The organism is Spirillospora sp. NPDC048823 (genome assembly GCF_043198445.1).
Lineage (GTDB): Bacteria > Actinomycetota > Actinomycetes > Streptosporangiales > Streptosporangiaceae > Spirillospora.
The window spans coordinates 127,912-152,049 of record NZ_JBICUT010000016.1; the positions used below are offsets into that span (position 1 = coordinate 127,912).

General features: G+C 72.5%; 18 protein-coding genes. 9 read left to right on the top strand and 9 right to left on the bottom strand.

Going from position 1 to position 24,138, the window contains the following annotated elements; all coding sequences use genetic code 11:
• Positions 1-130: 130 nt before the first annotated feature.
• Positions 131-1,579, bottom strand: a complete 1,449-nt coding sequence (locus ACGFK0_RS30345) for an MFS transporter (protein WP_392910975.1) — start codon at positions 1,577-1,579, stop codon at positions 131-133.
• 574 nt (positions 1,580-2,153) lie between these two features.
• On the opposite strand from ACGFK0_RS30345, the gene ACGFK0_RS30350 reads away from it, so the two are divergent.
• Both ACGFK0_RS30350 and ACGFK0_RS30355 read left to right on the top strand, forming a co-directional pair.
• The gene (locus ACGFK0_RS30350; protein WP_392910977.1) at positions 2,154-3,590 is read left to right on the top strand and encodes a hypothetical protein; all 1,437 of its coding nucleotides are present in this window, start codon (positions 2,154-2,156) and stop codon (positions 3,588-3,590) included.
• Between the two features lie 70 nt (positions 3,591-3,660).
• Positions 3,661-4,410, top strand: coding sequence for a hypothetical protein (locus ACGFK0_RS30355; RefSeq protein ID WP_392910979.1), 750 nt, complete (start codon positions 3,661-3,663; stop codon positions 4,408-4,410).
• 24 nt (positions 4,411-4,434) lie between these two features.
• Here ACGFK0_RS30355 and ACGFK0_RS30360 read toward each other — a convergent pair whose 3' ends face one another.
• Positions 4,435-4,779: an MmcQ/YjbR family DNA-binding protein gene (locus tag ACGFK0_RS30360; protein ID WP_392910981.1), complete on the bottom strand. Its 345-nt coding sequence runs from the start codon at positions 4,777-4,779 to the stop codon at positions 4,435-4,437.
• 85 nt (positions 4,780-4,864) lie between these two features.
• Between ACGFK0_RS30360 and ACGFK0_RS30365 the strand changes: the two genes are divergently transcribed.
• Genes ACGFK0_RS30365 through ACGFK0_RS30380 form a run of 4 tightly spaced genes read left to right on the top strand, consistent with a single transcriptional unit; the run spans position 4,865 to position 11,646 of the window.
• Entirely contained in the window at positions 4,865-5,212 is a 348-nt protein-coding gene (locus tag ACGFK0_RS30365) for a CU044_2847 family protein (protein ID WP_392910983.1), read from the top strand.
• A gap of 7 nt (positions 5,213-5,219) precedes the next feature.
• Positions 5,220-6,893, top strand: coding sequence for a trypsin-like peptidase domain-containing protein (locus tag ACGFK0_RS30370; protein ID WP_392910985.1), 1,674 nt, complete (start codon positions 5,220-5,222; stop codon positions 6,891-6,893).
• Positions 6,894-7,940 carry an AAA family ATPase gene (locus tag ACGFK0_RS30375; RefSeq protein ID WP_392910987.1) on the top strand — a complete coding sequence of 349 codons (1,047 nt, stop codon included), beginning with the start codon at positions 6,894-6,896 and terminating at the stop codon, positions 7,938-7,940.
• On the top strand, positions 7,930-11,646 hold the full coding sequence (locus ACGFK0_RS30380; protein ID WP_392910989.1) for an SAV_2336 N-terminal domain-related protein: 3,717 nt from the start codon (positions 7,930-7,932) through the stop codon (positions 11,644-11,646). The genes ACGFK0_RS30375 and ACGFK0_RS30380 overlap by 11 nt, the downstream gene beginning before the upstream one ends.
• A gap of 39 nt (positions 11,647-11,685) precedes the next feature.
• On the opposite strand, the gene ACGFK0_RS30385 is transcribed toward ACGFK0_RS30380, so the two are convergent.
• The 4 genes from ACGFK0_RS30385 to ACGFK0_RS30400 form a co-directional block, all read right to left on the bottom strand.
• Complete coding sequence (locus tag ACGFK0_RS30385) at positions 11,686-12,897, bottom strand: hypothetical protein (RefSeq protein WP_392910991.1); 1,212 nt, start codon at positions 12,895-12,897, stop codon at positions 11,686-11,688.
• Positions 12,898-13,073: 176 nt separating this feature from the next.
• A complete protein-coding gene (locus ACGFK0_RS30390; protein WP_392910993.1) occupies positions 13,074-15,140 on the bottom strand; it encodes a M6 family metalloprotease domain-containing protein in 2,067 nt (688 codons plus the stop codon).
• A gap of 152 nt (positions 15,141-15,292) precedes the next feature.
• Positions 15,293-15,775 (bottom strand): ribonuclease E activity regulator RraA, encoded by a 483-nt coding sequence (gene rraA / locus ACGFK0_RS30395; RefSeq protein ID WP_392910995.1) that lies wholly within the window; start codon positions 15,773-15,775, stop codon positions 15,293-15,295.
• Positions 15,776-15,801: 26 nt separating this feature from the next.
• Positions 15,802-16,257 carry an Lrp/AsnC family transcriptional regulator gene (locus tag ACGFK0_RS30400; RefSeq protein ID WP_392911068.1) on the bottom strand — a complete coding sequence of 152 codons (456 nt, stop codon included), beginning with the start codon at positions 16,255-16,257 and terminating at the stop codon, positions 15,802-15,804.
• Positions 16,258-16,463: 206 nt separating this feature from the next.
• Here ACGFK0_RS30400 and rocD point away from each other — a divergent pair, with 206 nt between their 5' ends.
• Positions 16,464-17,630: an ornithine--oxo-acid transaminase gene (rocD, locus tag ACGFK0_RS30405; protein ID WP_392911070.1), complete on the top strand. Its 1,167-nt coding sequence runs from the start codon at positions 16,464-16,466 to the stop codon at positions 17,628-17,630.
• 174 nt (positions 17,631-17,804) lie between these two features.
• Positions 17,805-18,773, top strand: coding sequence for an LCP family protein (locus ACGFK0_RS30410; protein WP_392910997.1), 969 nt, complete (start codon positions 17,805-17,807; stop codon positions 18,771-18,773).
• A 26-nt stretch (positions 18,774-18,799) separates the two neighbouring features.
• Here ACGFK0_RS30410 and ACGFK0_RS30415 read toward each other — a convergent pair whose 3' ends face one another.
• From ACGFK0_RS30415 to ACGFK0_RS30425, 3 genes are all read right to left on the bottom strand, one after another.
• Positions 18,800-19,360: a DUF6113 family protein gene (locus ACGFK0_RS30415; RefSeq protein WP_392911000.1), complete on the bottom strand. Its 561-nt coding sequence runs from the start codon at positions 19,358-19,360 to the stop codon at positions 18,800-18,802.
• A 53-nt stretch (positions 19,361-19,413) separates the two neighbouring features.
• A complete protein-coding gene (gene mshB, locus ACGFK0_RS30420; protein WP_392911002.1) occupies positions 19,414-20,313 on the bottom strand; it encodes an N-acetyl-1-D-myo-inositol-2-amino-2-deoxy-alpha-D-glucopyranoside deacetylase in 900 nt (299 codons plus the stop codon).
• Between the two features lie 83 nt (positions 20,314-20,396).
• Positions 20,397-21,851 (bottom strand): serine/threonine-protein kinase, encoded by a 1,455-nt coding sequence (locus ACGFK0_RS30425; protein WP_392911004.1) that lies wholly within the window; start codon positions 21,849-21,851, stop codon positions 20,397-20,399.
• 194 nt (positions 21,852-22,045) lie between these two features.
• On the opposite strand from ACGFK0_RS30425, the gene ACGFK0_RS30430 reads away from it, so the two are divergent.
• On the top strand, positions 22,046-24,127 hold the full coding sequence (locus ACGFK0_RS30430) for a prolyl oligopeptidase family serine peptidase (protein ID WP_392911006.1): 2,082 nt from the start codon (positions 22,046-22,048) through the stop codon (positions 24,125-24,127).
• Positions 24,128-24,138 lie beyond the last annotated feature (11 nt).

Consider the following 24,138-nt stretch of genomic DNA (forward strand, 5'->3'; position numbering starts at 1 on the left):
GGAAATCCTGTTTGAAGCAGCAGTAGTCTTCCGACCCCCGCAGAGCTCCGGCCGGGTCGCCGGAGCTCTGCGACGCGAATGGGCGGTGCACTGCGGGCGAGTGCCTGAGACCCCGGGTTCCCATGGGGGGTCAGAGTTTGACGGGGTCTGGGGCGGCCGGTCGGTCCTGGCTCTCGTTCGCCGCCGGGCGGCCCGGGATCAGCGCGAGGGCCAGCAGGCCCGCCACCAGCGCGATTCCCGCGGCGGTCAGCATGCCGATCCGGTAGCCCTCGGTGAGCGCGGCGGCCATGACGTGCTCACCGCCCTCGATGACATGGGTCGTACGGGCGGTGGCGATCGCGACGACGACCGCCAGGCCGAGTGAGCCGCCGAACTGCTGGGCGGTGTTGAACAGGCCGGACGCGAGGCCGGACTGCTCCGGGCGGGTGCCCGACGTCGCCCCGACGGTGGTGGTGACGAACGCTAGGCCGCCGCCGACACCGATCACGATGGACGGGCCGAGGACGTCCACCAGGAAGCTCCCGTCGACCGACATGCGGGACAACCAGGCCAGCCCGGCGGCGGTCACCACCAGCCCGGCCGCCATCGCGGCCCTGACACCGATGCGGGTGATGAGGGCGGACGCCGCCCCGGCGGTCACCGCGATCGTCAGCGCGAGCGGCAGCGCGGCCAGCCCGGCCTTGACCGGGCCGTAGTCCAGCACCTGCTGCATGTAGAACGTCATGTAGAAGAACATCGGGAACATCGCCATGGTGCTCAGCAGGGCGACGATGTTGGCGCCGCGCAGCCCCCGCAGGCGGAAGATCTGCAGCGGGACGAGCGGGTGCGCGGCACGCGCCTCGATGACGAAGAAGAGCGCGATCAGCAGCAGCGACAGCGCTCCCAGGCCGAGGGTCTGGGCGGAGTCCCAGCCGGCGTTGTTGGCGTCGACGAGCGTGTAGACGAGCAACGCCAGCCCGCCGGTGGCCGTCACCGCGCCGGCCAGGTCGAAGCCGCGGGCGCCGGGGTCCTTCGCCTCGGGCAGCAGCAGGGGCGACAGCGCGATCGCCAGGATGCCGATCGGCACGTTGACGTACAGCGTGGACTCCCAGCCGAGCCATTCGGTCAGGCCACCGCCGAGGATCGACCCGGCCGCGCCGCCCGCCCCGGCCACCGCGCCGACGACGCCCATGGCCCTGTAGCGCTCGGGCCCCGCCGGGAACAGGGTCATGATCAGCGACAGTGCGGCCGGGGCGACGATCGCGGCGCCGACGCCCTGGACGGCGCGGGCCGCGACCAGCATCTCCGCGTTCACCGACAGCGCCCCGACGAGGGAGGTCGCGGCGAACAGGGTCATGCCGGCCATGAACATGAGGCGCCGGCCGGCCAGGTCGGCGGCCCGCCCGCCGAGGAGCAGCAGGCCGCCGAACGTCAGCGTGTAGGCGTTGGCGACCCAGGAGAGGTCCTCGGGCGCGAACTCCAGGTCCGTCCCGATGGACGGCAGGGCGACGCCGACGATGGACGCGTCGAGCACGAGCACGAACTGGGTGGCGGCGAGGAGTGCGAGCGCGAGCCCTCGACGCCGGGATGCCTGTGTCATCTTCTGCCTAACTGGGATCCGGTGAGTCGCCGCTATGACGGGCAGCGGCGGACAGAAGTGACGCTAAGGGAAAACTCGATCTCGTCAGCTTTCCGTCAAACGCGCACGTCAAGACCCGGAATGTCAGGCGGTACGGGATGTCAGGCGGGGGCTCTCCGGGCGTCGGCCGCTCCCGGTGTGAGGTAGGCCACCGGGCGGGCGCACCTTCTAGGAGCCCGCCGCGCGGATGTACGCGCCGGCCTGCGCGATCGCGGCGGCCGCTTCGGGCAGGAACGACCAGTCGTCCGCCCCTTCGAATCCGGCAATGTCCTCCTCTGCCATCGCTCGGCCCCCTGACCCTCACGACCGGTCCCGGGCCGGGAAGGCCTCGGCCCGCGGACGAGAGGCGCGCTGGGCGCTGGACGGGCCGCTGGTAGGATCTCGGGCGGTGCGTGGGCGGTCGGAGTGATGTAGCCAGGATCCCCGCCCCGGCGTGAAGCGGCCGACATCCATCGCCGTTCGCCCGCAGGTCCACAGTTAGGTTCCCGTGTTGCTCTCCCCGTTCGCCGACCGTCTTCCGAGGGTCGGGGCCGCCGTGACGGTGCTCAGGGGCCACTGGTTGTTCTCGGTGGTTCTGCTCGCGGGTGTCGTGCTCCGGGTGATCGTGATGCTGGGGTTCCGGGGGACGCTGTGGTTCAACGACAGCTACGACTTCCTGGCGATCGCGAACGACCCTTTCCCGCATCCGCTGCGCCCGTCCGGATACGGGATCTTCCTGTGGACGTTGAAGCCGTTCCACAGCCTGGCGCTGGTGACGGCGCTGCATCACGCGGCGATCGTCGGGGTGGCGGTGGTCGGCTACCGGATGCTCGTCCGCGACTTCGAGGTGCGGCGGACGTGGGCGGCGCTGGCGGTCACGCCGGTCCTGCTCGACTCCTTCCAGATCGAGCTTGAGCATCTGCTGCTGTCGGACACCCTGTTCACCGTCCTGGTGTTCGGGGCGATGCTGGCGCTGGCGAAGCCGGGCGCGACGGGGTGGCGGCGGGCGGCGCTGGTGGGGGCGCTGCTGGGGCTCGCGGCCGTCACGCGGACGGTGGGGGCGCCGCTGTTCCTGATCGTGGTGCTGTACCTGCTGGTCCGGCGGACGAGATGGCCTGCGTATGTGGCGCTCGCCGCGACGTTCGCGCTGCCGGCCGGCGCGTATGCGATGTGGTTCCAGCAGGAGCACGGCCGGTTCGCGATGACCGGCACGGACGGCATCTTCCTGTGGGGCCGCACGGCGGCGTTCGCGGACTGCGACGCGTTCACGCCGCCCCCGGATCTGGCGCGGCTGTGCCCGTACGGCGAGAAGGGCGACCGGCCCGCCTCGTCCCACCAGATCTGGAAGGAGAACTCGCCGGTCGGGTGGTCCAACGGTGAGGCGTTCGACGAGAAGACCAACCAGGATGCTCAGCGGTTCGCGCTGTGGGCGATCCGGAACCAGCCGGGCGACTATCTGGAGGTCGTGTCGTACGACTTCTTCGTCCGGACGTTCTCGTGGAACCGGAGCCGGTATCCGACGGTCGGCACCGAGGCCAGGTACCACTTCCCGACACGGCCCACCGCGCGGAAACCGGGGCTGCCCGTGCTCGGCGGCGCCGACCGGCGGTCGGTCGTGCACGAGTACTCGCACGGCACGGGACGCCTCCACATCGTGGAGCCGTACGCCGGGGTGATGCGCGGCTACCAGGAGCGTGCCCGTGTGCCCGGTACGGTGCTCGGGATCGTCCTGCTGGTCGGTGCGGCGGGGATCGTGTGGCGGCGGGCGCGCGCGCGGACCGCCCTGTTCTGGGTTTCCGGGGTGACACTGCTCGCCGTTCCGCCGGTCACGGTGGACTTCGACTACCGCTACATGCTGCCCGCCATGCCGTTCGCGTGCTTCGCCGCGGCGCTGGCGTGGGGCCGCCGCCGCGTCCCGGCCGACCCGTCCCGAGGGGCCGGCGAGGGAACGCCGGATGAGAGAGAGCCCGAGGCGCAGCCCAGCCGGGCCTGAGTTCGTCCTCTGATCAAGATGAGTAGGAACGCGGATGCCGCCGTGCCCGGTTCGTCTCGATCATGGACGTATGCGCCGACTCGCGATCGTTCTGGTCTCCGCCCTGCTGGCCGCCGGCTGCGGCGGGGTTCCGGGTGCCGGGACGGCCGAGGACCGGGCCGCCGATGACGCGCGGAAAGCCGCCGTGAAGATCTCCGAAAGGCTCTACAGCTCCCGGGTCCGGCCCGCGCAGGACGTGGCGCACCGTGCGGCGGACCTCCGGGGCGTCGAGGTCATGCGGGTGGCCGGCGCAACGACCGGCGAGGGGGACGGGGTGCGCGTGGTCGTCCGGGTCTCCGGCACCGCGGCGGCGCAGTGGCCGGACGCCCACGGGCCCGTCACCGTGAAGCGCTGCTTCGAGTTGCGGTTCGCGGCGGGCGCCGAATGGCACGAGGACGAGCCGCGCGGCGTGCGGTGCCCGGCGGGCGAGCCGCTCACCTTCGAGCCGTGGCCGCGGACGCCGGACATCCCCGCCGAGCGGCTGGAGAAGGCGCTGCCCCGCGTTCCGGCCGGGGGAAGGGCGGACGAGGGGAAGGTCCGCGCGGCGGTCGCGTCCCTGCGGCTCGACCCGGCCGTACGCCGCGAGTTCACGACGGACGGCGACGTCGTAGGGGTGGTGTTGTCGGTCAAGCCGTACCTGTCGGACGCGCTCGACTGCGTCCTCGCCCGTGTCGCTCCCGGACGCACGAGTGTGTGGTCACCGCCGCGGATCCAGCGGACGCCCGGTGAGGGCGGCTGCAGTGCCGGCAACGCCGTCCATCCGATGCCGCCGCCGCACTGACGCGTCCTGCCGGGGTCTCGCCCGTCACGGTGTGCCGAGGCGTGCGGCGGCGACCTTCTTCGGGACGACCATGCGCCACGCCTCCAGCACCAGTTCGCGCATCTCGGGCTCGTCGAGCGCCGCCGTCCAGGCGTGGACCCAGTTGAAACGCATGTCGGATTCGCGCGGGAGGTGGAACTTCGCGGGCTCCGACTCGATCAGTGCGGCGCGTTCCTCTTTGGGGAACGCGAAGCCCATCACGGTCTCGTCCTGCGAGAATGCGACGTAGACGATGGAGCCGACGCGGAACTTCACCTGGTCCCTGATCAGGTGCTCGGACGTGCGCGGAAGCGTCCGCGTGAGCGCCCGCACCTGCTCGACTGTGATCACGGTGTCCTCCTGTGGCCGTGTGGTCTCCAGCAAAGCATCCCGAAACGCATGATCTTGATAGGTTTTCGTGGCGAAGGGGGCGGCCTTGAACGAACTGGTGCGCTGGCGGACCGAGAACGGGACCGTGGTCGTGGAGACCGACGACCGGGAACCGGGGTTCCAGTCGGTGTCCCGCGCGGGCGACATGATGCATGACGCGGCGGGCCGGTTCGAGGACGCGTTCCAGAGCGTCCGGGACGCGGCGGAGTCGGCGCTCGCGGCGCTGCGCGGCGGCGCCCTCGACCCCGACGCGGTCGAGCTGGAGTTCGGCGTGAAGCTCAACGCGGCGGCCGGGGCCGTCATCGCGAAGACCTCCGTCGAGGGGCATCTCAAGGTCAAGATGACCTGGGGGCGGCCACTGGCGGCGCCGCCGGAGGAACCGGAGGGGGCGTAGCCGCATCGTGGACGACTGGCAGTGGCGCGCCTGGGTCGGCCACCCGGCGGGCGGCAAGCTCGGAGCCGCGTTCCTCGTCACCGAGACGCGGCTGCTGACGTGCGCGCACACCGTCCACGGGCTTGCGGAGGCGCGGGTCGGGTTCCCCGGGCTGCTGGAGGATCTGCCCGCCACGGTCGTCCGGTGCGGCGACTGGCGGCGGGCGGGTGACATCGGCGATGTCGCGGTGCTCGAACTGCATGAGCCCGTCCCGTACGGCGCGGCTCCGCTCGCCGATCCGGGGAGCCTGCGCGAACGCACGCTGGGAGGACGGACGTTCAGCGTCACCGGGTTCCCCCGGCGTCCCGACCGGAACGAGCGGCACGCGGCCGTGACGACGTCCCCGCATCGCGGGATGCGGCGCGAATGGTGGGAGCTGAAGACGGCGCCGGGCGACTGGCTGGAGGAGGGCTACAGCGGGTCGGCCGTGTACGACGCGGCCACGGGCGAGGTCATCGGCATGGTGACGAACGCCGAACTCCGGCACGGTGACCGCGCGGACCTCGGCTGGATGCTCCCCATCTCCCACATCCGGACGTACTGGGAGGAGCTGGACGATCTGCTGCCGCTGCGGTGGACGACCCCGGCGGCGCGGCGCGACCTGCGGGAACTCCTGGACGGGGTGCGTTTCACCGATCCGCTCGCCGCCGATCTGGAACGCGTCGTCGGGCGGGCGGCACTCGGCGGGTTCGGGTCCGCGTGGGGTTCGGTCCGGTACGTCGCGGAGGGCTGGCCGGAGGAGCGGCTCGCCGGGTACCTCGCGGCGCTCGGACGGCATCTGCCCGAGCCTCGGCGGCGGCTGCTCGCGGCCTGGTCCGCGCGGCACCTGCCGGGCGCCGCCCCCGCCGCCGCACCGCGTACCGGGCCCGCGTCGGTGATCGTCCGGCTGGAGCGGGTGACGTTCGACAACGCCTTCGACGTCACCGTGCACACCTGGATCGACGGTGCCGAAGGGCCGTCGCAGAAGACCGAGCGCGTCACCGAGCGGCGGGTCCGGGCGGTGGTGGAGGCGGGCGTGGCCGGGCTGGCGCCCGCGCTGTTCGGCCGCGACTGGATGATCGAGTTCGCGGTGCCGGAGAGCTGGCTCGGCAAGCCGTTCGAGCAGTGGTACGTCGACCCCCGCAACAAGATCCCGATGCGCCGGTACCCGGTGGTCGTCCGGGACGTGGAGCGGCTCCGTCCCGACTCGATCCGCCGCGACCAGGCCCACCACCGGTGGCGGCTGCTGAACGAGCGCGGACGCAGCGACCCGCGCCCGATCGCCTGCGACGCGCCGCGCAAGGGCAGCGACTTCCAGGACTGGCTGGAGGCCCACGTCGACTTCTGCGTGCTCGTCTACGGGTCGCGTCCGGTGAAGAGCTGGCTGACGGCCGCGCTCAACAACGGCATCCCCGTCATGCTGTGGACGCGGACCCCGTGCGACGCCCCCGCCCACGGCGACTGCCGCGGGCACCGCGTCCTCGACGAGCTGACCGCCGCCGTCGGCGACAGGCATCCGGGTGAGCTTCCGCAGGTCGCGCTCGCCCTCCGCAAGGAGGCGCTCGTCGCCCCCAAGAACACGCCGCACTGCGGACGTGACCTGACGCTGCTGTGGGACGATCCGTCCCGGCTGCCCGACCCCCCGCTCGCCATGGAGGTATAGGTGCCCGACTGGCTGCTCTACACAGGGAGCCGACTCCCGCACGACGGCATCGACAGGCTCCCGCCCCCGCCGCCCTGGCGCGCGTTCGACGGCGAGCCCGTGCGGCCCGTCCCGGACGGCGGTTCAGGCAACGCGCACCAGGCGACCACGTACCGTCCGTCGGACGATGCCGTGCAGCAGGTCAACGCCGCCTTGTATCTGCGTCGTCCCTTGCTGGTGACGGGGCCGCCGGGCACCGGGAAATCCACCTTGGCCTATGCGGTGGCCCATGAACTGGGGCTCGGACCCGTCCTGCACTGGCCCATCACCAGCCGGACGACCCTGCGCGACGGCCTCTACCAGTACGACCCGCTGACCCGCCTCTACGCCGCCGGGCGGGACGACGCTCCGAGGGACGACGACATCGGCCGCTACATCCGGCTCGGCCCCCTGGGGACCGCGCTGCTCCCCTACAGCCGTCCCCGCGTCCTGCTCGTGGACGAGATCGACAAGAGCGACATCGATCTGCCCAACGACCTTCTCACCATCTTCGAGAAGGGCGAGTACGAGATCCCGGAGCTGAGCCGCCGCGCCGACCCGTCCGCCGATGTCATGACCGCCGACGGACCGTCCTCCAGCCCCCACCCACCGCCATCCAGCCCCCACCCACCGCCATCCAAAGGACGAGCTCCGCTCGACCGGCCCGGCGCCCGCGTCACCGTCACCGCCGGGACCGTCCGCTGCCACGCGTTCCCCCTGGTCGTGATGACCAGCAACGGCGAACGCGAGTTCCCGCCCGCGTTCCTGCGGCGCTGCGTCACCGTCGAGCTGCGGCAGCCCTCGGGGGACGCCGAACTGTCCGCGATCGTCCGCGAGCACCTGGGGCCGCTCGCCGACCAGAGCGACGACCTCGTCCGCCGCTTCCTCGAACGCTCCACGGCCGGCACCCTCGCCACCGACCAGCTCCTCAACGCCGTCTACCTGTGCCGCCACGCCGACACCGAGGACCGCCGGGCCCTCGCCGACCGCATCATGCCGTACCTGACCGGACCCATCGATGACGATTGACCGGTTCCGGGACGTCCTGGAGGCGGCCGGGCCGCCGCCGGACGCCCGGGAACTGAGCGAGATGCTGTGGCTCGCCTGCCACATCTCTCCTCCCGGGCAGGACGCGCCTCCCGACCCGCCGGTTCCGCCTCCGCAGATCTCCGAAGAACCCGCGAACAGCCCCGGCCTGGCGGTTCCGCCCGCCCGGACGCCTCCGCCCCCGCCGCCGCTTCCACCCGAACCGGTCACCGCACTGCATCCCCGCCCCGCCGCCGGGGACGAGCCCGCCGGCGAAGCCGAAGAGGTCCTCGTGCCCACGGCGCCGATGCTGGCCGACCCTCTCGGCGTGCAGCGGGCGCTGCGGCCGCTGAAGCGCCGCGTCCCGTCCAGGCACCGCGCCGAACTGGACGAGGAGGCCACCGCCGCCCGCATCGCCGACACCCGCATGTGGACGCCCGTCCTCGTGCCGTCCCCCGAACGCTGGCTCAGCCTCAGCCTGGTCGTCGACACCGGCCCGACCATGCGGCTCTGGCGTCCCCTCGCCCGCGAGCTGGCGGAGACGCTCCTGCGCCAGGGCGCCTTCCAGAACGTCCACGTCAGCTACCTCGGCACCACGGGGGGCATCACCTCCACCCCGGACGCCCCACTCCAAGACCCCGGCACGCTCCTGGACGGGTCCGGCCGCCAGGCCGTGCTCATCCTCAGCGACTGCTCCGGCCCGCACTGGTGGGACGGACGCGCCGGCCAGGCCGTCCGCCGCTGGGCGCGGTCCGGGCCGGCCGCGATCCTCCAGCCCCTCGCCGAGCGCCTCTGGCGCCGCACCGCCGCACCGGCCTCGCCTGGCTTCGCCGCCCTGCCCCGCCCCGGCGCCCCGAACAGCGACCTGCGCTTCACCCCGTACGACGGCGGCGCGGCGCCCGGCGTGCCCGTCCCTGTCCTGGAGGTGGCGCCCCGCTGGTTCGGCGCATGGGCCCGGCTGGTCGCCGGCTCGGACCCGCAACCGGCCGCCATCACGAGCCTGCCGTCCCGCCCCTCCGGGCCGGCCCCGCTGCACCGCGAACGCGAACTGCCGATCGCCGAACGCGTCAGCCGGTTCCTCGCCACGGCCTCCCCCGACGCCGCCGAACTCGCCGCCCACGTCGCCGTGTCCGTCCCGTCCCTGCCCGTGATGCGCCTCATCCAGCACCGGATCCTCGGCGGCTCAGGCCCCGGGCAGCTCGCCGAAGTGCTGCTGAGCGGCCTCCTGCGTCCCGCCGGGGGCGCGCGCTACGAGTTCGTCCCCGGCGCCCGCGACGCCCTCCTCGACACCCTCCCGCGACCCGAGGCGCTGCACACCCGGCACGTCCTCGAAGCCGTCTCCGCCGAGATCGAACGCCGCGCCGGCACGTCCGCCGAGATCTTCCGCGCCCTCGTGCCCGCCGAGGGCGGCCCGGTCACCCTCACCGCCGACACCGACCACTTCGCCGTCGTCACCCCCGAAACCCGCTCCCACCTCGCCGCGACCCCGCCGGCGCCCCCCGCGGCCCCGGAACTGCTGGACATCCAGGACGCCCCGGTCGACGAACTGATCGGCGAGGACTGGGATCGCCCGCCTCACCCCACTCCCATCGGCGTGGACGAGAACGCGGACACCGTGTGGCTCGACATCCTGCGCAGCGGCCGGTTCGGGCCGCACGGCATGATCACCGGCCCGCGACGCGACCGCGACGCGCTACTGCGGACGATCGTGTTCGGCCTCGCCATCAGGCACTCCCCGAACGTCGTCACCTTCGCGTTCGCCGACTTCTCCGGGGGTGCGTCCTTCGTCGGCCTGGGGAACCTCCCCCATGTCGCGACCGCCGTCCACACCACATCGGCGGAGTCACCGGTGATCAGCCGGCTTCCGGACGTCCTCGAAACCGAACGCAGGCGCCGCGAAGCCGTCCTCCGAGAGGCCGGGACCCCGAGGTGGGACGACTATCAGGCGGCCATCGCCGAGGGACGGCCACTCGATCCGCTGCCCGCCCTGATCGTGATCGTCGACAACACGGGCCCGCTCCTGGAGGCCCGCCCCGACCTGATCGAACGGTTCATGGCCCTCTGCGAAGAGCGCCCGGCCCAGGGGATCCGGTTCGTCTTCTGCTCACCGGAAGAGGTGGCCTTCCTCACCGACCTCGTGGCCTGGCAGATAGAAATCCCCGGTGGAACGGGCTCCGCGTCGCTCCAGGTCTATGGCGAGAGCAGTCATCCGACCTTCCGCCCCGCGCACATATCGCTCGACGTCAGCGACCCCATCGTGGAGGCGATGCGCGAGAGCGTGCCGCGAACGCGCCGACTCCCATGGCCGGACGAAGCGGAACCGTCCCCGGCACCCGACGCGCCGTCCCTCCCTGCAACCTCGGCCCCGCCTCCGGCCGTCCCCCAGGACGACGTCCTCGAGTTGAACGGCGGCGGATCCCTCGGATCGTGGGCGCTTCCGGCATCCACACCGCGCAATCCCGCCATCGGTCTCGATTCAGAGGGGAACCCCGTCTCCCTGTATCCGCTCGATCTAACGGCCGGAATCCCGCACGGCCTGATCGTGGGAGACACCAGCGCACGCCAGCACGTCCTGCGGGTCATCGCCCTTGCCCTCGCCACCGCCCACTCACCCTCGGACCTCACCTTCGCCGTCGCGGGGCTCGGCGAGCACCCTTTCCGCGAACCCCTCGCTCTCCCACACGTCCGCTATTCGGACGACGAACTGCTCGGATCTCCACAGAGGCTCCAGCGGTTCACCGAGTTCCTGTCGGACGAACTCCGCTCCCGGGCCGAGGCGCCGTCCCCGGGAGACCTGCCGCGCCTGGTCGTGGTGGCCGACGTGTCGCTGACGTTCCCGTCCAGCAGACCAGTGGTGGCCGAGAGGCTGCTCTCGCTGGCGCAACGCGGCAGAGCCCTCGGCGTCCAGCTCCAGCTGTCCTCGTCCACCGTCGAGGGCACCACCATCTGGGACCGCTTCCTGCCCCTGCTCGGCTGGCGCATCGCGGCGGGCCGGATGCCGCCCTCGCTCCAGCGCGTCCTCGGGCGGGCGAGCCTCCCCTTCCCCGACGAACGGACCGCCTACCTTCTCGCGGGCGGCGGCACCCCCCGCCGATTCACGGCGGCACCGGAACCTCCCGGACCGGTCCTCAAGAACTTCATCATCCGCACCAACCACCACCACGCGGACCAACTGCTCCCCGACCTCCTCATGACCGACCCTCACACGGAGGACGAGGGCGTCATGGACGTGCTCCGGCGGCTCTGCGTCTCGGAGATCGCGGCCAGGCCGTCGGGCGAGTGGCGATCCCGTCACATTGTGTACGCAGGGACGGACGAGCCACGGATCGCCAGACTGGCGACGTTGTACGGGCGGATGCTCGCCGGCCTGGGCGCCTTGTCGCACGGCAGTGTGCGGGAGGCCACCGCCGACTGGTTGGGCCGGGTCGCCGGTGAGCCGGGCACGACGATGGCCGACCTCTTCAGGGAAAGCCGTGGCGGAGTGCTCCTTCTCCGCATGGGCCGGACTCCCGAGGACGCACAGGCCGGAGAAGCGACCGGCGGGCTCTTCCCGGAGGAACTGCGGTCGCTGACGCTGGAACACGGTGAGGACCTGGTCGTCGTCCTCTGCGCGGACGCCGGGCAGATGATCGGCCTCCGCAGATTCGACCCCACCTTCACGGACCGGTTCCGCAGGTTCACCGAGTTCCGGCCGCCGGAGCCGTCCTGAGCCGTGCCCGGCACCGTGACCCCCGCGCACGAGGGGCGGTCAGCGGCAGGCGTCGGCGGGGAAGCTCCACAGGGCCCGTTTGCGGGCGTATTCGGCGACCGTCCAGATGCGGTGCTGGCCGCGGTAGCAGGACAGGTCTTCCGGGCCGTGGGAGATGGTGCGGTAGGTGACGCGGTCCCAGTCCCACCAGTCGCGGCGGGTCATGAGGAGCCGGCCGCGCTTCTTGCCGCGGCCCTGGGTGAACCACCATTGGCCGTTCGTCCGGACGCCGCCCTGGATCCGGTCGCCGGGGAGCGGGGCGGCCCAGTTGGCGTGGACGGTGCGGCTGCCGGACAGCGCCCGCAGCGGCCAGGTGGCCACGCGTCCTTGGGGGCCCTTGCGGCGGCACCACTCACCGGCGATGAGGACGTGGTTCCAGGCGGTGCGGTCGACGGCGATCCAGGACATGCGGAGCGGGCCGGAGCCCCGGCATGTGCCGCCGGTCCTGCCGTGGGCGAAGTGCCAGCTTCCCGTCTGCGGCATCACGTACCGGTAGCCGTGCCCGTAGTACGTCTTGCCGTGCAGGCCGACCCGGCCCGGCCTGCCCGTGGAGCCGGCCTTGCTCTTGCCCAGGTCGTAGATCTGGCGCATGTCGAACTCGCGTACGCCGTGGCGGGTGTCGGCCACGTACAGCTTGTCGCCGTACCAGGCGATGCCGCCCGCGTGGATGCCGATGTCGGTGTACGTCGGCCGCTTGCCCCGCATCGTCGGATAGACGAGCAGGACGTGCCGGTAGGTGCGCTTGCCGGGGTTGACGAACGTGAGCCTGACGCGGCCGCTGTCGTGCCAGGACACCAGGATGGGTCTGCCGCCGCCCGCCCATCGTTCGCCGTCCACCGCGTCCGAGACGGTCGTGACGCCCTGCGGGACCCACTTCCTCGTGTTGGAGTCCGTCTTGTCGAAGCAGTACACGAGCGAGTGGGCGGGCACACCGGCCGCCTTGCCGCAGCCGCGGCGGAGCCTGTTCTGGCCGGACGAGCCGAGCAGCGCGTCGACGCTGCTCCTGCCGAGCCTCTTGTCGAGCGCCCGGATCGGCGCGGTCCGGTCGGAACCCCGGCGGAGGTCGAAGTCACGGAGGTCCGGGTCCGCCGCCGCCCGCGCGGGCGCCGCGTGGACGACGTCCGGCAGCGCCGCCACCGGCGCGGCCAGCGGAACGCCCGCCGCGAGAAGCGCGATCCTCCGGCGGCGGACACCGTTCACGGTACGCTGCATGATCATCACGTTCCGCAACGTATCCCAGGCCGGACGGCCGAAACGGCGCCGGCGGATCCCGGGACGGGCAACTTAGTTTTCGTTCGCCATTACGTCGCCCAGGTGAACCGTCCGCCGCGGGCAGGCGTCGGCGGACGGCCCCCGGCGGGCCGGGGACCGTCCGCGGACGCTCCGGGTCAGCGCAGGCGGCACGTCCCGGTGCCGGACTTCGACGGGTCGCTCTCCGAGGTGCCCGTCAGCCGCAGGCGCGCGCGGCGGTCCGCGCCCGGCCCGGCCTTCGCCCACACCTCGGCCCTCGTGCGGCCCCCGGCCTCGGCGGTGGCCAGTTCGTTCGGCAGCCAGGTCGTCCAGCCGTCGCCCGAGACGGCGGCCTTGAGCCGGAAGACGTCGGAGCCGTGGTGGCCGGTGCCTCCCCTGCCCCTGTTGTGGAGCGTCAGCGTGCACTTCATCCAGCCCTCGCCGGCCGGCTTCGCGCGGCCGTCGCCGACCCGCACGCCGCGGCGCTGCGGCCCGGCGCCGTCGAGGGAGCGGATCGCGACCGTGTAGGACAGGACGCCCTTCCTGTCGCGGCGCAGGTCGAGGACGTAGAAGTGCAGGCGGTTGGCCTCGTCGACGTACTCGTACTCGCTGCCGGAGTCCGTTCCCGCGTGGTAGAGGGCGTCGGAGAGCTGCCGGTAGTCGCCGATCGTCATCTTCCTGGGCGTGCCGTCCGGCATGACGAAGTCGACCTTGTCGATGTCCTGCGGGTTGGCGTCCTTGACCCAGATGAACGGGGCCCGGTCCTGGTCCTTCGTCTTCGCCAGCAGGACGCCGGAGTCGGGGGTGAACGAGTCGGTGCCCATCCGGTCGACGACCTCGATGGTGTAGTTGTCGTAGCCGCCGCCGTCGCAGAGGGGGTCGGTGGAGGTGTCGCAGGCGGGGCTCTTGTCGCCGCCCTCACCGAGGTCCAGGTTGATGCCGGCCAGGCCGTTCCCGCCCGGTTCGGTGGCGCGGGCCGTCACCCTGGCGACGACCATGCCGGACGCGGCGAGCGCCTCGCGGTCGAGCCGGAGCACCTTGCCCGGGTCGACGATGCCGAGCTTCATCTTGTTGCGGAGCATGTGCTGCGCGCCCATGGACGCGCCGCCCGTCGCCGGGATCGTCCACCGGCTGTGCGGGCCGCCGGGCCCGTTGAAGGTGCCGCGGCTGAGCATGTCCCAGGGGCCGCTGAAGGCGCGGCGCGGCGGGACGCCGTACGGGTTGTTGTAGTTGTCGCCGATGCCCAGGATGTGGCTGAACTCGTGGGCGAAGACCGACATGCCGGAGCTCTCCGCCTGCGTGGAGCTGCCGGACGTGGCGTTCGGCCAGATGGTGGACCCGGCCTGCCAGGACGTCCAGTCGATGTACCGGGTGTCCACCCAGTTCGGCAGGTTCGGGTCACCGGGACCCCACTCCGGCGGCACGTTCTCCTTCGTGCCGAACTTCATCTCCCCGAACTCCTGCCACGTGGAGCTTTCGTCCTGACCGGCACTGAGGAAGAACACGAAGTCGTACTTGGCGGCCTCCTCCTCGCCGACGTCGGCGATCCACGCGGCGCGGGCGTCCGCGCGCAGGTCACGGTCGCAGGTGTCGCCCTCCGGGCAGCCCGTCCCGCCCTGCATGCGGCTGTCCACGCCGTACTCGTGGTCCTTGGAGGGCATCTGGTACGCGCCGTACGCGGTGAGGTCCACCCCGTACCGGCCGCCGGAGTCCTCCATCCAGTACTCGTGGAGGGTGTGGCCGTGATTGAGCTTCTGCGGCTTGTTGAGGAAGTCCTCGTAGAACGCGGCGACCTCGGCGCGGGGGACGTCGCTGACGCCGACGGGGTTGCCGAAGATGCTGGAGTTGTGCGGCTGCGTCACCTCGAACGGCTGGTTGGGGTAGTCGACCAGGACGATCGCGCCGTTGAAGTTCTTCACCGACCCCTTCCGGGACGGGTCGGCCCAGGACGTTCCCGGCACCGGCGTGTAGTCGTCCCACGTCATCGTGTCGGGAAGCTCGTAGCGCTGCGGGTCGATGGGACGCGGGGCGCCCGCCGCGAAGGTGCGGGGCGACGGCTGGGCGCGCTGCCACGGCTGCGTCTGCGGCCAGTGCCGCATCTGCCACGGGTTGGCGGTCGGTTCAGGGATCGGAGGTGCGGGCTGCGCGGCGGCCGGGACGGCCGCGAGTCCCACGATCAGCCCCATCGCCGTCGCGGGCACCAGCAGCATGTTCTTGGCGCGCATGTCTCCCCTGCCTCTGGTGGGTTGCGCAGAACGTAAGGCAGGGGATTGCGCCCGGCTACGGCCGACTTAGCCGATCTCGCGTTGTTTGCCCTGGCATGTCGGACAGTGCGCCCTGGTCACACCGGCGAGCCCGGCCACCGCCGGGCACGGCGTCACGCCAGCAGGTCGCGCCCCGCGAGGACGATGCCGTCCTCGTCGCTGTAGAGCCGGTCGCCCGGACGGAACTCCACGCCGCCGAACGTCACCGGCACGTCCACCTCACCGGCGCCGTCCTTGGCGCTCTTGCGCGGGTTCGAGCCGAGGGCCTTCGCGCCGAGGTCCAGTTCGCGCAGCGCCGCCACGTCGCGGACGGCGCCGTTGATGACGACCCCGCCCCAGCCGTTCGCCACCGCCGCTGCCGCGATCATGTCGCCCATCAGCGCGGACGCCAGCGAACCGCCGCCGTCCACCACCAGGACCCGGCCCCCGCCGGGGGTGTTGAGCAGCTTCTTCACCAGCCCGTTGTCGCGGTGGCAGCGCACGGTCGAGACCGGGCCGGCGAACGACGCGCGCCCGCCATAGCGCCGGAACTGCGTCTCGCAGCTGCGCAGCTCGTCCCCGAAGTCGTCCATGAGGTCAGCGGTCGCGAAGTCCATCCCGGCAGCCTACTGGGCGGTAACGATCAGTGGGAGGGCGCGTCGGTGGGGCGGCCGATCAGCCGGGACAGGACGATCGACGTCTTCGTCGCGGTGATGTTGTCCTCGCGGCGCAGCCGTTCGAGGGCCTGCTCCAGGTGCTGGATGTCGCGGGCCCGCACGTGCACGAGGGCACTGGCGTCGCCGCTGATCGTGTAGGCGGCGACGACCTCGGGGTGGACGCGCACGCTTGAGTAGATCTCGTCCGGGGACGTCGCACCCGTGCAGAAGATCTCGATGAACGCCTCGGTCGTCCAGCCGAGCGCGGCCGGGTCGACGACGGCGGCGAAGCCGTTGATGACGCCGTCCGAGCGGAGCCGGTCGACGCGCCTCTTCACCGCCGGGGCAGACAGCCCCACCTTGTCACCGATCTGCGCGTACGACGCGCGCCCGTCCTCCAGGAGCCGCGCAACGATTCGACGGTCAAGCTCATCAAGTCGCAACAAATAACACCCCCTAAGTCAGTTTTTGTCATTGGTCGACGGTCGATCCCGAACATACGCTGGGAAGCGGACCGGCGGCCACCTGACCCGCCCGGCCCTCCCCCTCGGCACCGGGCCGCTGTCCGGTGCCCCAGCTATGCCCGGTCAAGGACGACCGGGCCGAGCCGTGAAGGAGCGTCGTGAGGCCGACCGATCAGCTGAGGGCGATGTCCGACGAGCACAGCGCGCACAACTATCACCCCCTCCCGATCGTCGTCGCCGAAGCCGACGGCGTCTGGCTGACCGACGTCGAGGGACGCCGCTACCTGGACATGCTGGCCGCCTACTCGGCCGTCAACTTCGGGCACCGCAACCCGCGCCTCACCGCGGCCGCCAAGCGGCAGATGGACCGCGTCACGCTGGTGAGCCGGGCGTTCGACCACGACAACTTCGGGCCGTTCGTCACCGAGCTCGCCGAACTGTGCGGCAAGGACATGGTCCTGCCGATGAACAGCGGCGCCGAGGGCGTCGAGACCGCCCTGAAGACCGCCCGCAAGTGGGGATACGAGGTCAAGGGCGTCCCCGCCGACCAGGCGAACATCATCACCTTCGAGGGCAACTTCCACGGCCGCACCACCACGATCGTCAGCTTCTCCACCGACCCGGACGCCAAGGACTCCTACGGCCCCTACACGCCGGGCTTCCGCACCGTCCCGTACGGGGACGTCGACGCGCTGAAGTCCGCGATGGACGCCTCCACGGTCGGCGTGCTGGTCGAGCCGATCCAGGGCGAGGCGGGCGTGAACGTCCCGCCGAGCGGGTTCCTGCGCTCCGTGCGGGAGCTGTGCGCCGCCAACGGCACCCTCATGATCGCGGACGAGATCCAGTCGGGCCTCGGCCGCACCGGGACCACCTTCGCGTGCGAGCACGAGGGCGTCGTCCCCGACATCTACGTCCTCGGCAAGGCCCTGGGCGGCGGCATCATGCCCGTCTCCGCCGTCGTCGCCGACGCGGAGATCCTCGGCGTGTTCAAGCCCGGCCAGCACGGCTCGACGTTCGGCGGCAACCCGCTCGCCTGCGCGATCGGCCGCGAGGTCGTCGCGATCCTGAAGACCGGCGAGTACCAGGAACGCTCCCGGACGCTCGGCGCGCACATGCACGAGCGGCTCGGCGGGCTGCCGGGCGACCTCGTCCGCGAGGTCCGCGGGCGCGGCCTGTGGGCGGGCGTCGAACTGCACGGCAAGGCGCGCCCTGTCAGCGAGCGGCTCATGGACCTCGGCGTCCTCGCCAAGGAGACCCACGAGACCACCCTCCGCCTCGCCCCGCCCCTGACCATCGGACGCGACGACCTCGACTGGGCCCTCGACCAACTGGAAGCCGCCCTCAAGGGCTGATCCCGGCCGGGAGCGTCCCGCCGGGGCGGCCCGGCACCGCGAGCAGGCCGCCGCCGGTCAACGGCGCCCGGCGGCGGCTTTCGCGGTCACCTGAAACCCCGGGATCGTCAAAGTCTCGGCCTGTGCCCGCATGGCGTGGCCGGTCGGCGCGCCCCCGCGAGCAGGGTTGGGCGCATGCTGCGGAAATGGGGTAGGCGCCGGGTCGCCATCGGTTGCGGCGGGCTGGTGCTCGGCGTCGTGATGCTGCTCGGAGGCGGCCTCTACCTGCTGCAACACGCCTACGACGACGAGGTCAAGCGGATCGCCGGGGCGATGCCCACCGCCTCGGGCCGGCCGTCGTCCACCGGGCGCGGTGAGAACTGGCTGCTGATCGGCTCGGACCGGCGCGCGGACATGCCGTCGATGGGCGCCCGGGCCGACACGATCATGCTGGTGCACATGTCCGGGAACGGCGAGCGGGTCTCGGTGATCGCGATCCCCCGGGACGGCTGGGTGCCCGTCCCCGGGCACGGCACGACGAAGATCAACGCCGCGTTCGCGTACGGCGGGCCGGCGCTGCTGATCCGCACGGTGGAGCAGCTCACGCACGTCCGCGTCGACCACTACGCCGCCCTCGACTTCAACGGCTTCGTGGAGATGACCGACGCGCTCGGCGGTGTCGACGTGACCATCACCAAGCGCACCCACGACCCGATGCACGACCGCACCTGGGAGGCGGGGCGTCAGCATCTGAACGGCATCGAGGCGCTGGACTTCGTCCGGCAGCGCTGGAACCTGCCCGGCGGCGACCTCGACCGGATCAAGCGGCAGCAGGCGTTCCTGCACGCCCTCGCCGACAAGGCGCTGGACACCCGCAACCCGATCAAGATCGACCGCTTCGTCCGGGCGGCGACCCGCTCGGTGACCGTGGACGGGTCGGTGACCTCCGGGACGCTGCGCGGGCTGGCGCGCCGGCTGCTGGACACGTCGCTGCTGGAGTACCTGACCGCGCCCGTCGAGAAGACGGACCGGCGGGGCGGCCAGAGCGTCGTGCTGCTGGACGAGAACGGTGTGCGGGCACTGTTCACGGCCGTCCGCGAGGACCGCGTCGGCGACTACGTGTCCCGCAACGGCGCGGCGAACTCGGTGGACGCCGTCCGCTGAGACCGGGGGCCCGGCCAAGGGCGCCGCTACCCGCGGGGGCGCGCCGCCTTCCCGAGCAGCCAGTCGCCCGGCGGGCGCGCCGCGGGCACCAGCATGACCCCGGCCACGGCGGCCAGCATTCCGCCGACGATGTAGACGTATCCGGCGGTCGTCCCGGGGATGACCAGGTCGCCCTCGGCGCGGCGCATCGACATGACGAACGCCACGATGGCCCACATGACCGCCGGGATCGTCGCGCCGAGCCGTCCGCCCATGCCCAGCCCGGCCAGCCGCACCATGCAGAAGACCAGCGCGACCAGGACGATCGCCGCGACCGGCACCGGGCCGGTGGTCCAGTTCTGCATGAACGAGCCGAACAGCCCGAACAGGACGCCGGCCAGCCCGAGCGCCCCGTACGCGGCACCGGCCACGAACGCGTCGAGGGGCGCCTCTGCGTCCTGGCGTTCCAGGCTGGAAGAGGCGGAGGCGCCGTCCCCCGTGTACGGGGACGCCCCGCCACTCCCCCCGGCGGGGACGCGCGTGAGGCCGTCCTTCGCCAGGCTCACCCGCGACTCCTCGGAGTCCTTGTCCACGGAGTCCTTGTCCACGGACGCCAGGCTACCGGCCCGGTCCCGCCCGGCGGCGCCGGGCGGGCGGCCGTTCAGGCGCGCGGGCCGTTCAGGCCCGCGAACAGGTCCTTCTCCCGCCGGCTGGGGCCGACCGGGCCCAGTTCACCGGCCTGGAGGATGAAGTACTCGGTGCCGAACACCTGCTGGCCCAGGTTGTTCGACAGCGCGAAGAACGGCCCGACATCCTCGGGCGCCACGACGATCTGGGTGCGGTGGGCGCGCAGGGCGGCGAGCTTGGCGGGCAGGTGGGCGCGGGCGTCCACGACCGTGGTGACCTGGCCGTCGGGGACGCCGGAGCCGAGCTCGTCCAGCCCGGCGACGCGGGAGAACGGCAGCTTCGCCTCCCGCATCACCGCGATCGCGCGGGCGAGGACGGTACGCGGGGTGGCGTAGGCGTAGAACTTGGCGGCACACCACGGCTCCGCGCCGTCCTCGTGGGACGGGTCGGCCGCCAGTTCGTAGGCCCGCCACGCGACGCGGTGCGCCTGGATGTGGTCGGGATGCCCGTAGTTGCCGCGCTCGTCGTAGGTGACGATCACCTGCGGCCGGAGCTCCCGGATGACCGCGGCCAGGTCCACCGCGGCCGTGTCGACGTCGGCCCGCCAGAAGCAGCGGGGGTGGTCGTTGCTGGGGGCGCCCATCATGCCGGAGTCGCGCCAGCGTCCCGGGCCGCCCAGAAAGCGGTGGTCGAGCACGCCGAGCGCCGCGCACGCCTCCGCGAGCTCCCCGATGCGGTACTCGCCGAGGCGGTCCTCCTTGTCGGACGCCAGGTGGCGGAGGTCCTCGGGGATGACCTCGCCCTCCTCACCCAGCGTGCAGGTGACGAGGCTGACGTGGGCGCCCTCGGCGGCGTACTTGGCCATGGTCGCCCCGGTCCCGATGGACTCGTCGTCCGGATGGGCGTGGACGAACAGGATCCGCGGCTCCTTCATAGTCACCGAGCCTACTCAGGGCGCGACACCCGGGTGATGACCGCCCTGCACCGAGCCTCTCGGAGGGGCGTCACCGTCCCGGCTCAGCCGCCCCCGCCGCCGGTTCCGGGGTCACCGCCACCGGCGTCACCACCGCCGCCGGTCCCACCGCCGTCACCACCGTCGCCGCCGTCACCACCACCGCCGCCACCGCCGGTGGGCGTGTCCGTCGGGGTGGTGGTGGTCGGCGTATCCGTCGGGGTGTCGGTGGTCGGCGGTTCCTGCGTGGGGAAGGACGTCCGCGGCGGCGGCGTGGTCTCGCGCGTCCGGGTGCGGGTCGGGGTCGGGTCGTCGTCCTCTTCCTCGGTCGGGGTCTCCTCGACCGAGGAGGAGTCGGTGACGGACGGTGTGACGGGGGCGGTCGGCGAGTCGTCACCCCGGTTCGCCATGAACAGGCCCACGACCAGGGCCAGCGCGGCGATGGCCGCGACGGCGGCGAAGATCGGCCACTTGGACTTGGGCTCGGGCTCCCAGTCGTCGCGGCGGCCGCGGCCCCCGCCGCCGTACGGGGGCGGGGCGGGCGGCAGGTTCCCGGCGTACTCGGCGGGCGACACGCGGCGGGTCGCCCCGCCGCCGGGCTGGGTCGAACCCGCCATCATCCCGCCGGCGGCGAAACCGCCCGCGGCGAGCGTCGAGCCCTCCGCGAGCATCGTCGTCGCCTGCGCGGGGTCGTCCATGACCGTCTGCCCGGCGCCGCCCGGACCGCTGCCGATCAGCGCCATCATGAGCCGCTGCGCGGTCGGCCGCCGCTCCGGCTCCTTGACCAGGCACGCCGCGATCAGCCGGTGCAGGTCGTCCGGGACGCCCTCCAGCGACGGCGGCTCGTGCATCACCCGGTTGATCACCGCGACGACGGTGTCGTCACCGAACGGCGGGCGGCCGGTCGCGGCGAACACCATCGTCGTCGCCCACGCCCACACGTCCACGGCCTCGGTGAGGGTCGCGCCCGCCACCTGCTCGGGCGCCATGTAGGACGGGGTGCCGATCGCCTTGGTCGCCGCGGTCTGCCCGGTGTCCAGGGCCCGCGCGATACCGAAGTCGATCACCCGCGGCCCGTCCGGCGCCATGATCACGTTGTGCGGCTTGAAGTCGCGGTGCACGATCCCGGCCTGGTGGATCGCGACGAGCGCGGTCGCGGTGCCGATCGCGAGACGGTCCAGCGCCGCGCCGACGATCGGCCCGGATTCGGTGATCTGCTTGTAGAGCGACGGCCCCGGCACGTACTCGCTGGCGATGTAGGGCTGGTCGCCCGCGACGTCGGCCTCCAGGACCTGCGCGGTGCAGAACCGCGCCACCTGCTTGGCCGCCTGCGCCTCCCGGACGAACCGGTTGCGCGCCATCGTGTCCCCGGCGAGGTCCGCGCGCAGCAGTTTGATGGCGGCCCTGTTCCCGGAGGCGTCGACACCCGCGTAGACGACGCCCTGGCCGCCTTCGCCGAGCCGGTCGACGATCTCGTACGAGCCAAGCCGCCGGGGATCTCCCGGCTGCAGCTCCGGCATTGACCACTCCTCAAGCCCGCGACGATGAAAGTGTTTGGGGAAGCTTTGAGCTTACGCGAGCGCGGACCCGGGCACGGGTCTTTCCCCGCCCACCAAGCGACGACCCGTGATCATAGGGCCCCGGAGGTCACCGTGCCCCGCACTTGCGCACCGTCCCCGTACCGGCGGACGCGGTACTGGCAGACTCGGATGCCATGAGCATCAGCTATCCGCGGCAGAGCGCCCGCACGCGAAGGTTCAGCCTCGGCGTCCCGCGCGCCTTCCAGATCGCGCCGGACGACTCGCGCGTCGCGTTCCTGCGCACCAGGGCGGGCGACGACCCGGTGACCTGCCTGTGGACGCTGGACACCGCCACCGGGGAGGAGCGCTGCGTCGCCGACCCCGCGGCGCTGGACGTCCCGGGCGAGGAGAACCTGCCCGCCGAGGAGCGCGCCCGGCGCGAACGCGCCCGCGAGCAGGCGGGCGGAATCGTCGGGTACGCCACCGACCGGGCGATGCGGCAGGCCGTGTTCACCCTGGGCGGGAGCCTCCACGTCGCCGACCTCGACACCGGGCTCGTCCGCGAGCTGCCCGCGCAGGCGCCGGTCTTCGACCCGCGCCCCGACCCGGCCGGGCGCCGGATCGCCTACGTGTCGGGCCGGACGCTCCGGATGATCGAGATGGACGGCACGCAGGACCGGGCGCTCGTCCAGCCGGAGTCCGACCAGATCTCCTACGGCGTCGCGGAGTTCGTCGCGGCGGAGGAGATGGGCCGGATGCGCGGCCACTGGTGGTCGCCGGACGGCGGGACGCTGCTGGCCGCGCGGGTCGACGAGACCCCGGTGCAGCGCTGGCACATCGCCGACCCCGCCAACCCGGACGCGCCGCCCGCCGAGATCGCCTACCCGGCCGCGGGCACGCCGAACGCGCTGGTGTCGCTGGTGCTGCTCAAGATCGACGGCGGCCGCGTCGGCGTCGCCTGGGACCGCGGCATGTTCCCCTACGTCGTGACGGCCTCCTGGGACGCGCACGGCCTGCTGATCGTCGTCCAGCCGCGCGACCAGCGGGTGCTGCGGGTGCTGCGGGTCGACCCGTCCAACGGGGCGACGACACTCCTGCACACCGAGCACGACCCGGTGTGGACGGACATCGTCCCCGGGCTGCCCGCCCGGACGAGCGGCGGCGACCTGGTCTGGGCCACCGAGGACCGCGAGACCGACACGCGCCGGATCACCGTCGCGGGCACGCCCGTCACGCCCGCCGGCCTGCAGGTCCGGTCGGTCATCGGGGTGGACGGCGAGTCGATCCTGTTCACCGCGTCGGAGGAGCCCACCGAGATCCACCTCTTCTCCTGTGACAGGGGCGAGGTGATCCGGCACACGGAAGGGCCGGGCGTCTTCGGCGGCACCCGCTCCGGCGAGATCACCGTGGTCACGGGCGCGCGGCCGGACCGTCCCGGGGTGGAGGTCGAGGTGCGCGGACCGTCCGGTACCCATCCGGTCGTGTCGCTCGCCGAGACCCCGGTGATCACTCCGCGGGTGGAGCTGCTGCGGTCGGGCGACCGGGAGATCCGCACCGCCGTGCTGCTGCCGGACGGATGGCGGCCCGGCGACGGCCGCCTGCCGGTCCTCATGGACCCCTACGGCGGCCCGCACGCGCAGCGCGTCCTCGCCGTCCAGCGGGCGTACTGCGAGCCGCAGTGGCTCGCCGACCAGGGCTTCGCCGTGGTGATCGCCGACGGCCGCGGCACCCCGGGGCGCGGCCCCGCCTGGGAACGCGCCGTCCGCGGCGACTTCGTGGAGCCGATCCTGGAGGACCAGGTCACCGCGCTGATCGAGGCGGCGCGCCGGCATCCGGCCGCGTTCGACCTCGACCGCGTCGGCATCCGCGGCTGGTCGTTCGGCGGCTGGCTCGCGGGCCTGGCCGTGCTGCGCCGCCCGGACGTGTTCCACGCCGGCATCGCCGGCGCCCCCGTCACCGACTGGCGCCTGTACGACACCCACTACACCGAGCGCTACCTGGGCCACCCCGATGAGGAGCCGGAGAACTATGCCGCCAACTCCCTCATCGAGATGGCGGGGGAGCTGAAACGCCCGCTCATGCTCATCCATGGTCTCGCGGACGACAACGTGGTGGCCGCCCACACGCTCCGGCTGTCGTCCGCCCTCCTGGCCGCGGGCCGCCCCCACACGGTCCTGCCGTTGTCGGGCGTGACCCACATGACCCCGCAGGAGGTGGTGGCGGAGAACCTCCTGCACCTGCAGGTCGACTACCTCAAGCAGGCCCTCTCCCGTTGACCCGCGGCGTG